We start from the raw sequence: 13,448 nt of genomic DNA, 5'->3' as shown, positions 1-13,448 counted from the left end.
GGAGAGAATCGCAATGCAAGCACCACAAACCGTCTTCGTCATCGGCGAATGCATGATCGAACTGCAGCGCAGCGCCGGGACGCAGGCCATGGCTTACCGTTTTGGCGGCGATACGCTCAATGCGGCGCTGTATCTGGCGCGCCTGGCCGATCCGCACCGGCATGCGGTGGCGTACGTGACGGCGCTGGGCGTCGACGGCCTGTCGGACGACATGCACGCCAGCTGGCAGGAGGAGGGCATCGATACGCACTGCGTGCAACGTCTGGACGACAAGCTGCCCGGCATGTATCTGATCGAGACGGATGCGCACGGCGAACGGAAGTTTCATTACTGGCGCAGCGATTCGGCCGCACGCCATTGGATGCGCGGGCCGCAGGCGCCTGCCATCCTGCAGCAGCTGGCCAGTGCGCGCCACGTTTATCTGTCCGGCATCAGCCTGGCCATCCTGGCGCCGGCGGACCGCGAACTGTTGCTGGACACGCTGGCGCAGTGTCATGCACAAGGCGGCCAGATCATCTTCGACAACAACTATCGCCCGCGCCTGTGGGAAAGCGCCGATGTCGCCGCCTCGGTCTACCATCGCGTGCTGAGCCTGTCGTCACTGGCCCTGCTGACGCTGGACGATGAAGATGCCCTGTACGGGCCTGCCGACGTGGCACAGGTCCTGGCCCGCACCCGCGCGCTGGGTGTGTCCGAGATCGTGCTCAAGCGGGGAGCCCAGCCGTGCATCGTCAGCTACCAGGACACGCTGCAGGAAGTGGCCGCCGAGCCCGTGGCGCAGGTGGTCGACACCACGGCGGCAGGCGACTCGTTCGGCGCGGCCTACGTGGCGGCGCGTCTGGCGGGCCAGCCGCCGGCAGCGGCGGCGCGCGCCGGGCACCGGCTCGCCGCCCGCGTGATCGGCCAGCGTGGCGCCATCATCGCACGCACGGAAATGCCTGCCGGATGAACGCGGACGCGGTATCATCATTCCTGTCAAACTTTGCCGTACCATTACTTAGTCTATGAATTCGACGTCTCCTTTTACGCTCGCCGATGGCGAAACCGGTGTCAGCGCCGCCCGCCGCATTTACGGACTGCTGCGCCAGCGTATCGTCGACATGAGCATGCTGCCGGGTACCCGCATTGTGGAGAAGGACCTGGCCGATGAGCTGGGCACCAGCCGCACGCCCGTGCACGAAGCAGTACAGCGCCTGGCCGAAGAAGGCTTGATCGAGGTGCTGCCGCGCGTGGGCACGTTCGTCGCGCGCATCCCGCTCGACTCGCTGGAGGAGGCCATGCTGGTGCGCTGTGCCCTGGAAACGGCCATCATCGAAAAGGCCACAGAAAGGGCGACGCCCGAGGGTATCGCCAGCCTGCGCGCCATCCTGGCGGCCCAGGCCGAGTGCATCGAACGCGATGACATACGGGGATTTCACCGTACCGATGAGAATTTCCACGCGGCCCTGGCCGAGTTGTCCGGCTATCCGGGAGTGTGGCCCATGATCCTGCAGGCGAAAACGCAGATGGACCGCTATCGCCAGCTGACCTTGCCATTGGAAGGGCGCATGAGCGACGTGATGGCCGAACACCGCGACGTGGTCGAGGCGGTGGCCTCGGGCAATCCGCAGCATGCCGTCGCCGCCATGCGCAGCCATCTCGATCATGTGCTGCCGGTGCTGGAAATCACCCGCAAACTGCGGCCTGAGTATTTCATTCCGCATCTCGCAGTCAAACCCAAGCGCTAGAACGCCGCCGCACCGCCCAGCGCCCGCCCTCACGGCGGCGGGCAGGGACAGGCACGCCTGTCGTGGGCGATTGCGCGCGTTTGCGCACAATAAGGAACGTCCCATGAAAGTTTCTCAACGCCTGCTGTTGCTCGTTGGTGCCGCTCTGCTGGCCATGGCCATGCTCGGCGGGTCCAGTTTGCGTACGCTGCACAATGCCATGCTGCATGACCGTGAAGCGCAGATCATCAATATGCTCAAGATGGGCGAACACCTGGTCGCGCATTTCCATGCGCAGGAACTGGCCGGCCGCCTGACGCGCGAGCAGGCGCAGGCAGCGGCTAAAGAAGCGCTGACCCAGCTCAATAACGACGGCAAGAGCTACTACTGGGCAAGGTTGCCCAATGGCTTGAACCTGGTGCATCCGAATCCCAAGAATATCGGCGTGATCGCCGAGGGCGAGACGATGGATGGCCGCCCGGATTCGCAAGCCTATGTAGAGGCGCTCGCGCGGGACGAGGTGGGCCTGGTGTCGGTGAAAAGCAAGCGCGAGGGCCAGCTGGTGGCTAAGCTCAACGGCATCATCGCGTTCAAACCGTGGGGATGGTGGATAGGCACGGGCTTTTTTAACGACGATATCGACAACGCATTCTGGCAAGCGGCGCTGCAGTCGCTGTGGTTTTTCCTGGCCGCGCTGGCGGTGATGTCGGCGCTGGGCTGGCAGGTGATCCGCAGCGTGCTTGGCGCCCTCGGTGGCGAACCGGCCTATGCGGGTGACGTCACGCGGCGCATCGCAGGGCGCGACCTGTCCACGCCGGTGGCGCTGCGCGATGGCGACAGCAGCAGCTTGCTGCATAGCATCGCGCGCATGCAGCAGGATCTCGCCGGCACGGTGCACCAGCTCCACGGCAATGCGTCGGCAATCGCCACGGCATCGCAGGAAATCGCCAGGGGCAACCTGGACCTGTCGGCGCGCACGGAAGCGCAGGCAAGTTCACTGGAGCAGACGGCCGCTTCGATGGAGGAATTGACGGGTACCGTCAGCCAGAATGCCGGGAATGCGCAGCTGGCCAGCACGGTGGCGGAAGAAGCCTGCGAACTGGCCCGGCAGGGCGGCACGGTGGTCGCGCGCATGGTCGACACCATGGATGCCATTCGCCTGTCGTCGTCGAAGATCGCAGAGATCATCGGCGTCATCGATGCGATCGCCTTCCAGACGAATATCCTGGCCCTGAATGCAGCCGTCGAAGCGGCGCGTGCGGGCGAACAGGGGCGCGGCTTTGCCGTGGTGGCCGGTGAGGTGCGCAGCCTGGCACAGCGCTCGGCCAGCGCAGCCAGGGAAATCAAGGAGCTGATCGGCGCCTCGGGCACCCAGGTGCGGCATGGCAGCGAACTGGCAGGAGACGCGGGCGAGGCGATGCGCCACGTGGTTGACAGCATCGGCAGGGTGACCACACTGATGCTGGAAATCAGTACCGCCACGCAGGAACAAAGCCAGGGCATTGCGCAGGTTAACCAGGCCATCATCAGCATGGATGATGTGACGCAGCAGAATGCGGCGCTGGTGGAGCAGGCGGCAGCCGCCGCGCAGGCCATGCGGGACCAGGCACAGCAACTGCAGGAGCTGGTTGGCATGTTCAAACTGTCACGATAATCTTTTTGTGTCGTCACGATGTTGCCGTGCACTCGCGTAAGTGCACTTCCGTGCGCCTTGCGTTCATGTGATTGGCCGCGCACCGCCTGTAGCTGAGGTGCGCGCTTTTTCGCTCAACAACGTGAGGCGCTCCGCCAGCAGCAACGTGCTCATGTCGTGTTCTCCCCCTTGCTCTTCAGGCAGGCGCCATGCCTCATTCGTCCGCCAGCCAGTCCCCGTTTTCGCCATTCCATCCCTCGATTGGTGCGCTGGTATTTCCAGCGTCGTCAGCGCCAGCGCCGCCAAAGGCGACAGGCCTGGTTGTACTCCGTTAAAAAGGCGGGCCTTTTGGAACACCTGTACAAACAGGCTGCGCTTCGCGCTCAAAACGCACTGCCGCCCAGCGTCTGCTGCGCCAGCGCGACCCGCATGGTCGTGCGCGGGTAGCCGGGTTGCTAGCAAGATGACAGCCTCGGAACCTGCCGGCTTGCCTTGCACCAATGGTGCCAGCTGCCAGCTGCCGTCGGCAGAGGCTCCTGAACTGAAAGGCGTGCGTCCCCGCAAAACGGGCAAGCCAAAGGTCGTTTATCCGTTGCCGCCGAACTGGGTGGCCAGCAGGGAAAACAGGGCCGCAATCTGCTGAACTGGCAGCAATTGCCCGTTACACGCGATAAATCCTCCTGGTGCAAGGCCACGAGCAACCATCGTGATCAGGCCCGCATAGACTTCAGGCATGATATTTCTCTGCCCATAACTGTTGTGAAATGGGACATGGGTTAATACTTTTATCAGCTGAAATTGGTTTACATTAAAATATCTCTTTTTGGCAATATGGTTGGTTGCCTTAGTTTCCGCTCGCAGTGGCATATGTTGATGCAAAGCATGCGTAAATAAGCGCAGCAGCGACGGGCATCGGTATGAACGATGCTCATTAAAGTGGCGGACCAGATCCAGATTCTCTCTCCAGACAATTGTTTCGAAGGATGATGATGTTTCCACATTTCAGCACATTCGGATGGGCATCCACACCCGCCAGCCACCCTGCATTTCCAAGCGCCGGTGTGCGCAGCGTGCAGTCTGCCATGCTCCTGCCGTTGTGGTTGAGGCACATGGCGGCGAGCCTGTTATTCATGCTGCTGTCGTTGCTTTCATATTCTGCTGCTGCTGTTCCTGCGAGTCCCTGTTCGCCGGTCAGCCTCACGGTCTCGGCAGGAGGTTTCGTCGACAGTGAGGATTTTTTTAATTCGGTTTGCGAGGCCTTCGGCTTGACGGGGGTGGTCTTGACGCAGCCGACATCCGGCGAGTTGCAAGGTAACTTTGGGACCACGAATGTCGTGCGTTACAAGAATACAAATCTCAGCGCCACCACGGATACCTTTGTATTGCAGGACGGAAGTCTGAAACCCCTTGTTTTCAATGTCACGATAGTGCCCAGTACCCCGGTTGCCGGCGCCGTCAGCGCCACGGTGGCCTACGGCAGCAGCGCCAATCCGATCACATTGAACCTGACTGGCGCCACGGCAACCTCCGTGGCGGTGGCATCGGCTGCCGCGCATGGCACGGCGACGGCCAGCGGTACCAGCATCAGTTACACGCCGACGGCCGGTTACGGCGGCCCCGACAGTTTTACCTACACGGCTACGAATGGCCTCGGCACCTCGGCGCCGGCCACCGTGACGATCACGGTCAGCCCGCCGGCCATCACGGTGACGCCAGGCACCTTGCCTGCAGCCACAGTGGGCACGGCCTATAACCGGACCGTGGCTGCCGCGAACGGCATGGCGCCGTATGCGTATGCGGTGAGTGCCGGCGCCTTGCCCGCCGGCTTGACTCTGGATGCCGCCACTGGCGTGCTGTCGGGCACGCCGACGGCGGGCGGCACCTTCAATTTCACCGTGCGCGCCACGGACAGTTCGGCGGGCAATGGCCCGTATGTGGGCGCACAGGCCTACACGCTGACGGTGGCTACGCCAACGATCAGTATCACGCCGACGGTCATGCCAGCGATGACGGCCGGCGTGGCCTACAGCCAGGGCATCACTGCCGCCGGCGGCACGGCTACGTATAGCTACACCGTCACGGCTGGCAGCGTGCCCACGGGCCTGAGCCTGGCGCCGGACGGCACCTTGTCCGGCACGCCAGCGGCGGCGGGGGCGTACAACTTCACCGTTACCGCGACCGACAGCAGCACCGGCAACGGACCCTACACGGGGTCGCGTGCGTATTCCGTCACCGTGGCGGCGGGTGCGCCCGTTGCCGGCAATGTCAGCGCCACGGTGGCCTACGGCAGCAGCGCCAATCCGATCACCGTGAATCTGAGCGGCGGGGCGGCAACTTCCGTGGCCGTGGCTTCCGGTGCCAGCCACGGCACGGTGACGGCCAGCGGTACCAGCATCAGCTATACGCCGACGGCCGGTTACGGCGGGCCCGACAGTTTTACCTACACGGCGACGAATGGCCTCGGCACCTCGGCGCCGGCCAGCGTGACGATCACGGTCAGCCCGCCGGCCATCACGGTGACGCCAGGTACCTTGCCCGCAGCGACGGTGGGCACGGCCTATAGCCGGACCGTGGCCGCCGCGAACGGCATGGCGCCGTATGCGTATGCGGTGAGTAGCGGCGCCTTGCCCACCGGCCTGAGCCTGGATACCGCCACCGGCGTGCTGTCGGGCACGCCGACGGCGGGCGGCACCTTCAATTTCACCGTGCGCGCCACGGACAGTTCGGCGGGCAATGGCCCGTACGTGGGCGCACAGGCCTACACGCTGACGGTGGCTACGCCAACGATCAGTATCACGCCGACGGTCATGCCAGCGATGACGGCCGGCGTGGCCTACAGCCAGGGCATCACTGCCACCGGCGGCACGGCTACGTATAGCTACACCGTCACGGCTGGCAGCGTGCCCACGGGCCTGAGCCTGGCGCCGGACGGCACCTTGTCCGGCACGCCAGCGGCGGCGGGGCCGTACAACTTCACCGTTACCGCGACCGACAGCAGCACCGGCAACGGACCCTACACGGGGTCGCGTGCGTATTCCGTCACCGTGGCGGCGGGTGCGCCCGTTGCCGGCAATGTCAGCGCCACGGTGGCCTACGGCAGCAGCGCCAATCCGATCACCATGAACCTGAGCGGCGGGGCGGCAACTTCCGTGGCCGTGGCATCCGGCGCCTTGCACGGCACGGCGACGGCCAGCGGTACCAGCATCAGCTACACGCCGACGGCCGGTTACGGCGGTCCCGACAGTTTTACCTACACGGCTACGAATGGCCTCGGCACCTCGGCGCCGGCCACCGTGACGATCACGGTCAGCCCGCCGGCCATCACGGTGACGCCAGGCACCTTGCCCGCAGCGACGGTGGGCACGGCCTATGGCAGGACCGTGGCTGCCGCGAACGGCATGGCGCCGTATGCGTATGCGGTGAGTAGCGGCGCCTTGCCCGCCGGCTTGACTCTGGATGCCGCCACTGGCGTGCTGTCGGGCACGCCGACGGCCGGCGGCACCTTCAATTTCACCGTGCGTGCCACGGACAGTTCGGCGGGCAATGGCCCGTACGTGGGCGCGCAGGCCTACACGCTGACGGTGGCTACGCCAACGATCAGTATCACGCCGACGGTCATGCCAGTGATGACGGCCGGCGTGGCCTACAGCCAGGGCATCACTGCCACCGGCGGCACGGCTACGTATAGCTACACCGTCACGGCTGGCAGCGTGCCCGCGGGTCTGAGCCTGGCGCCGGACGGCACCTTGTCCGGCACGCCGACGCTGGCGGGAGCATATAACTTTACCGTCACGGCCACCGACAGCAGCACGGGCACAAGCGCCCCTTACACAGGCTCGCGCGCCTACTCAGGCAGTGTGGTCCTCATGCTACCCGTTGCCGGTACCGGCAGTGCGACGGTGGCCTATGGCAGCAGTGCCAACCCGATCACCCTGAATCTGAGCGGCGGGGCGGCAGCCTCGGTGGCAGTGGCCTCAGCTGCCGCGCATGGCACGGCGACGGCCAGCGGCACCAGCATCAGCTATACGCCAACGGCAGGTTATGCTGGTCCCGACAGTTTTATGTATACCGCCACCAACGCCAGCGGCACGTCGGCCCCGGCCAGCATGAGCGTGACGGTGGGTGTTCCTGGTGTCAGTCTGACACCGGCGACCCTGCCGAATCCAACGGCGGAAGCGGCCTACACGGCAAGCCTGACGGCGGCGGGCGGCATGGCGCCGTACACGTATAGCGTGGCCAGCGGCAGCCTGCCTCCCGGCCTGAGCCTGAATGCGGCCACGGGCGTGGTGTCCGGGACGACGAATGCGGCGGGCAGCGTTACCTTCAGCCTGCGCGCCAGCGACAGCAGCACGGGCGTTGGGGCGCCGTTCAGTGCCACCAACAGCTATACCCTGAACGTGGCCGCGCCGGTCATCGCGGTGACGCCTGCTAGCTTGCCTGCGCCCAAAGTGGCTACGGCCTACAGCCAGCAACTGGCGGCCAGCGGCGGCGTCGGGCCGTATGCCTATACGGTGTCCGCCGGCAGCCTGCCTGCCGGTCTCACCCTGAACAGCAGTGGTTTGCTGAGCGGCACGCCGACCGCTGCCGGCAGCTTCACCTTGAGCGTGCAGGCGGCCGATGCGCATCTGTTTACCGGCACGCAAAGCTATACCCTGGTCGTGTCCTCGGCCACGGTCAGCCTGACGCCGGCGACCCTGCCGAATCCAACGGCGGAAGCGGCCTACACGGCAAGCCTGGCGGCCGCGGGCGGCACGGCACCGTACACGTACAGCGTGGCCAGCGGCAGCCTGCCTGCCGGCCTGAGTCTGAATACGGCCACGGGCGTGGTGTCCGGCACGACCAACGTGGCGGGCAGTTTCGCGCTCAGCCTCAAGGTCACGGACAGCAGCACGGGCGCGGGGGCGCCGTTCAGCGCCACCAATAGCTATACCCTGGCAGTCGCCGCGCCAAGCCTGACCCTGACGCCCGCCAGCCTGGCGGCGATTCGTGCCGGCGACGCGTACAGCCAGCCATTCACGGCCGGCGGCGGCGTCGCGCCGTACGCGTATTCGGTGAGCAGCGGCGCCTTGCCTGCCGGCCTGGTGCTTGATGCGGCCAGTGGCGTGCTGAGCGGCACGCCGGCGGTGTTTGGCAGTTTCAGTTTCACCGTCCAGGCGAAGGATGCGCACCAGTTCAGCGTGCAGCAAGCGTTGACGCTGCAGGTGAACCAGGCGCCGCCGCCCGTGGCCAATGAAACGGCGACGACGTCAGCCAACCAGGAGGTGAGCCTGACCATCGATGCTGCCGACGGCAGTCCGATCACGGCAGTCACCATCGTCACGCCGCCCAGCCATGGACGGGTCGACATCGTTTCCTCCGCCCGCATGGCAGGCGGCGTTGCGGCCGCAGCGCCCGCTGTTAGCCGTTTCATCGTCACCTATACGCCGGACAAGGATTACTTCGGCCCGGACAGCTTCAGCTATACGTTGACTGGCCCCGGCGGCGTATCGGCACCGGCGACATTCAGCCTGATGGTGGCGCCGCACCCTGTGCCCGTGCCGGTGGCGAAGACGGCGACGGCCCTGGCCGGCACGCCGGTGACGCTGAACGTGACGCAAGGCGCCACCGGCGGGCCGTTTACGGCAGTAGCCATCACCACGCAGCCGGCCAGCGGCACGGCGGTGGTCAATGGCCTGGACATCGTCTACACGCCAGGCATCAACACCAGCGGCGACATCCGCATCGGCTACACCGTGTCGAACGCGTTCGGCACCTCGGCGCCGGTGACGTCGACGATCAGCGTCAATCCAATGCCGCAAGTGCTCAGCCAGAGCGTCACGGTGGTGGCCGGCCTGACGGTCACTGTCGACCTGACGGCGGGCGCCACGGGCGGCCCGTTCACGGCGGCGAACATCCTGAGCGTGGCGCCGGCCGAGGCAGGCAAGGTGGTGGTGCGCGATGTCGGCACGGCCGGCAAGCCGTCGTATCAGCTGAGCTTTGCAGCCTCGGGCAAGTTCGCCGGCGCGGCCGTCGTCAGCTACACCCTGAGCAATGCGTATGCGACGTCGAAGCCGGGCGTGGTCAACGTGACGGTGACGGCGCGGCGCGACCCGTCCGTCGATCCGGAAGTGATCGGCCTGCAGGCGGCGCAAGCCGATGCGGCGCGGCGCTTCGCCAGCGCCCAGCTGTCGAACTTCACGCAGCGCCTGGAAAGCCTGCATGGCGACGGCTGGGGCCGTTCCAGCTTCGGCCTGAGCCTGACGCCGCCGAACGACAGCGGCAATCCGACGGCCGCGCTGGCGCGCTGGCAGGCGGACGAAGCCGATCGCGTGTTCGGCACGGCCGTCAAACCGTTCATGCGCAAGGCGGCCTTGCGCCAGGTTGACACTGGTTTCAGCAGCGAGCGGCAGCAGGTGGACGTCAGCGGCGCCACCAGCGGCTTGCCCGACATGCCGCAAAAGCCCGACACGCAGAAGCAGGCGTTAGCTTTGTGGCTCGGTGGCGCGGTGGACTTTGGCCAGCATGATGTGAATGGCCGCGAGACGGGTTTCCGTTTCCGCACGAACGGCGTGAGCGTGGGCGGCGATTACCGCCTCAGCGACCTGGCCACCCTGGGCGTGGGCGCGGGCTTCAGCCATGACCGCAGCGACGTGGGCCAGCACGGCAGCCGCAGCACGGCCGACAGCGCCGTGGCGGCCGTGTACGGCAGCCTGCGTCCAAGCAAGGGCGTCTTCCTCGACGGCGTGCTCGGCTACGGCACCTTGCAGTATGACGCCTCGCGCTACCTGTCCGATGGCAGCGGTTTCGCCACGGGCGAACGCGATGGCAAGCAGGTGTTCGGCGCGCTGGTAGGCGGTATCGAGATGCGCCAGGAAACCTGGATGTGGTCGCCGTATGGCCGCGTGGAACTGATGTCGGCCAAACTCGATCCGTACACGGAGAAGGCGGCGGGCATCAACGCCCTGAGCTACTTCAGGCAGACCGTGCGTTCGCGCATCGGCGCGCTGGGCGTTAGGGCCGAGGGCATCTATGTGGGCGGTCTGGGCACATGGTTCCCGCGCGCGCGGCTTGAGTACCGGCACCAGTTCCAGGGCGCCGACGATGCGCGCCTGGCGTATGCCGACCTGGTGGCCGACGGTCCCGTGTACGTGATCCGCACGGTGCCGCAACAGACGGGCAACTGGACGGCGGGGCTGGGCGTCAAGCTGCTGCTGTCGAACGGCATGACCATCACCGTCGATTACAACAGCAATCTGAACATCGATAGCGGGCGGACCCAGTCGGTGATGTTCGGTATCGCCATGCCGCTCAGGTAATCAGTCGGCCAGCCCTGATCGCCGGTCCGGAGTCCATCCGGTCCGGCTCATGCGCATATTTTTTTACATAGTGCATGTCCAGCACATATGCACCCTTGTCCAGTATCACCGTGTACAGATCGCTGCCGCGCAAGGACAGGCCGCCGGGAACGCTGAGCGCCGGCTGCGTGCCTTCGTCCCACAGGCACGATTCGCCATTGTCCACGTCGACGCACCACTGTGGCTGGTTATCTCGCCGTAAATATTTCACGGTGGTACCGGTCCGCTGGAAGGCATAGGCCGGCAGCGACGAGGTGATCTTGTCGACGCGCAAGCTCGTTGCCGCCGCATTTTCCGCCAGCTTGATCAGCATGTCGGCAGTACCGTCCGGCTTGCCGCTAACCTTCGCGCTCATGCTGTCTGTCGCGATCACGGGGCCGGAGCAATCGGCCTTGAAGTAAGTCTCGCCGGTCGGCGTCAGTTCCAGCGAACCGCTGCCGGAATCGCCGGCAAGTTGCTGTGTGGTACCGCCGCCGCCACCGCAGCCGGCCAGGAGTGTAGCGGCCGAGCCGGCCAATACTGTCAATAGTCGTTTTATTCAGAGTTCTTTTCATCCGGCAGCGCTGCGTGCCGTAATCGCGGCCCGATTATAGGAGTATTGACAAGGGGAAATTCTCACCGAATCTATCGCGGCGGTTTTTAATTCTGCTTGCATTGCCCCCAGTGCGGCCTTCAGTGCATGGCGCTTAAAATTCTTCCCAGTCATCGCCGGCCGCTGCCTTGGCCGGTGAGCGCGGCGTTGCCTGCGGCTTGGCGACGCTCAGGCGCTTGGCGGGCGCCGGTGTTGTTGGCGTCACGGCGCGCGGCGTTGCTGCTGCCGGCGCCGTCTGGCGCACCTGCTCGCCCAGCTTGAATACGCTCACTACCTGGGCCAGATGGCTGGCCTGGTCTTGCAGGCTTTCGGCGGCGGCCGCCGCTTCCTCGACCAGGGCCGCGTTTTGCTGCGTCACGCCATCCATCTGCGCCAGCGCCTGGTTGACCTGGGCGATGCCGTCGCTTTGCTCGGTGGTGGCAACGCTGATGTCGGCCATGATGGCGGTGACCTTGCGCACGCTGTCAACCACTTGCTCCATGGTGGCGCCCGCTTCATCGACGAGTTTGCTGCCGGCGGCCACCTTGCCTACGGAATCGTCGATCAGCAGCTTGATTTCCTTGGCGGCCGCTGCCGAGCGTTGCGCCAGGCTGCGCACTTCCGTGGCGACGACGGCGAAGCCGCGCCCCTGTTCTCCCGCGCGCGCCGCTTCCACGGCCGCGTTCAGGGCCAGGATATTCGTCTGGAAGGCGATGCCATCGATGACGCTGATGATGTCGACGATCTTGTTCGACGAGTCGTTAATCGACGTCATGGTTGCGATGACCTTGCCGACCACTTCGCCGCTCTTCTGTGCCACGCTCGATGCGGAAGCGGCCAGTTGATTTGCCTGGCGCGCATGGTCGGCGTTTTCCTTCACCGTGCCCGTCAGCTCTTCCACCGAGGCGGCCGTTTCTTCCAGCGAACTGGCTTGCTGTTCCGTGCGGGCCGACAGGTCGTTATTGCCTTGCGCAATTTCCGCGCTGGCACGGGCCACATTGTCGGCGCTGGCTTGCACTTGCAGCAGCACGGCGTGGATCTTTTCCACGAAGGCGTTGAAGCCCTTGCCGATGACGGCCAGTTCATCGGTGCCCTTGACTTCCAGCTTCACGCGCAGGTCGGCGTCGCCACTGGACAGGTCCGTCATGGTGCGGCCCAGGGTGCGCAGGGGGCGCGTCAGCTGGTTGACGACGAGGATCAAAATGCCGGCCGTGGCGGCCGCGCACAGCAGGGCGACGATCAGGGTGTAGGTCATCAGGTCGCGCGCCGAGGCGATGGCGACGCTTTTCGGGAAGTTCAGTTCCACGCTCCACGGCGCGATATCGGGGTGGATCTGCAGCGGCTGCAGCAAATGGATGTAGCCCTGGCCATCCTCGTATTCATACGGCTGGCCCTGGCGTATCTTGTCCAGGCCGGCAGCCGGCACGTCGTCGGCCTTCTTGCCCAGCCGCTCAGGCGCGGGATGGCTGGCGTACAGGCCGCCGTTCGAGATCAGGGCCAGCTTGCCGCCCTCGATCACTTTCAGGCCGGCCAGGATCTTCGCCAGGCGCGTGAGCATGAAGTCGGCGCTGGCCGTGCCCTTGAATCCGCCATCGATCATGATGGGGGCCACCAACGAGGCCATCAGCACATCCTTGCCGTCGACGGGGTAGATATACGGTTCCGTAAAGTAGGTTTTGCCGGTGCGCTTGGGGACGTCATACCAGTCGTTGGCGCCCGGCTTCGGATCGAAGACGATGGGTTCGACTTGCAGCTTGCCGCCGGCGCCGCGCGTCCAGTAGGGCATGAAGCGGCCGCTGGCGTCGTAGTTCGGTTTCTGGTTGGCAAATTCCGCATCCTTGCCGTCGAGCGCGTTCGGTTCCCACGTCACGGCCGCGCCCAGCAAGTCTTCCGAACTGCTCAGGGTGGACTTGGTCAGTTCATTGATCTGCTCGCGCTGCAGGGGCAGGTTCGCGCTTTTCGTGCCGCGCATGGCGCCGGCCAGGCTGGACACGCTGGCCAGGTTGCTGGCGATGCGTGCCTGCAGGGCGCCCGCCACTTCGCGTGCCGACGTGCGCGCCAGTTCCAGTGCGGCTGCCTCGGCGCTGGCGCTGCTCTTGTAGCCGATCACGGCCGCCGTGACGCCCAGGCTGAGGATGGCGAGCGCGGTGGCGGCGACGCAGATTTTGCTGTTCAGTGAGAGTTGCATGAGGCTGTTCCTAGAT

General features: G+C 65.4%; 8 protein-coding genes. 4 read left to right on the top strand and 4 right to left on the bottom strand.

Annotated features, from left to right (window positions below):
• Positions 1-13: 13 nt before the first annotated feature.
• From CLU91_RS09250 to CLU91_RS09240, 3 genes are all read left to right on the top strand, one after another.
• Complete coding sequence (locus CLU91_RS09250) at positions 14-949, top strand: sugar kinase (protein WP_100873915.1); 936 nt, start codon at positions 14-16, stop codon at positions 947-949.
• Between the two features lie 55 nt (positions 950-1,004).
• A complete protein-coding gene (locus CLU91_RS09245; RefSeq protein ID WP_100873914.1) occupies positions 1,005-1,727 on the top strand; it encodes a GntR family transcriptional regulator in 723 nt (240 codons plus the stop codon).
• Positions 1,728-1,830: 103 nt separating this feature from the next.
• On the top strand, positions 1,831-3,360 hold the full coding sequence (locus tag CLU91_RS09240) for a methyl-accepting chemotaxis protein (protein WP_100873913.1): 1,530 nt from the start codon (positions 1,831-1,833) through the stop codon (positions 3,358-3,360).
• Positions 3,361-3,423: 63 nt separating this feature from the next.
• Here CLU91_RS09240 and CLU91_RS28240 read toward each other — a convergent pair whose 3' ends face one another.
• Together CLU91_RS28240 and CLU91_RS28455 are read right to left on the bottom strand one after the other, a co-directional pair.
• Positions 3,424-3,726 carry a hypothetical protein gene (locus CLU91_RS28240; protein WP_198521289.1) on the bottom strand — a complete coding sequence of 101 codons (303 nt, stop codon included), beginning with the start codon at positions 3,724-3,726 and terminating at the stop codon, positions 3,424-3,426.
• 198 nt (positions 3,727-3,924) lie between these two features.
• Positions 3,925-4,338, bottom strand: a complete 414-nt coding sequence (locus CLU91_RS28455) for a tail fiber protein (RefSeq protein ID WP_232730687.1) — start codon at positions 4,336-4,338, stop codon at positions 3,925-3,927.
• A 428-nt stretch (positions 4,339-4,766) separates the two neighbouring features.
• Between CLU91_RS28455 and CLU91_RS09230 the strand changes: the two genes are divergently transcribed.
• Positions 4,767-10,634, top strand: coding sequence for a putative Ig domain-containing protein (locus CLU91_RS09230; RefSeq protein WP_232730686.1), 5,868 nt, complete (start codon positions 4,767-4,769; stop codon positions 10,632-10,634).
• Here CLU91_RS09230 and CLU91_RS09225 read toward each other — a convergent pair.
• Both CLU91_RS09225 and CLU91_RS09220 read right to left on the bottom strand, forming a co-directional pair.
• Positions 10,627-11,199, bottom strand: a complete 573-nt coding sequence (locus tag CLU91_RS09225; protein WP_157814659.1) for a hypothetical protein — start codon at positions 11,197-11,199, stop codon at positions 10,627-10,629. The genes CLU91_RS09230 and CLU91_RS09225 overlap by 8 nt on opposite strands.
• 160 nt (positions 11,200-11,359) lie before the next feature.
• On the bottom strand, positions 11,360-13,432 hold the full coding sequence (locus CLU91_RS09220; RefSeq protein WP_100873910.1) for a methyl-accepting chemotaxis protein: 2,073 nt from the start codon (positions 13,430-13,432) through the stop codon (positions 11,360-11,362).
• Positions 13,433-13,448 lie beyond the last annotated feature (16 nt).

The sequence above is a fragment of the Janthinobacterium sp. 64 genome, assembly GCF_002813325.1.
In the GTDB taxonomy this organism is placed as follows: Bacteria; Pseudomonadota; Gammaproteobacteria; order Burkholderiales; family Burkholderiaceae_D; genus Janthinobacterium.
The sequence above is the reverse complement of the archived record's forward strand: the minus strand, read 5'-3'. Positions and strand labels throughout refer to the sequence as shown.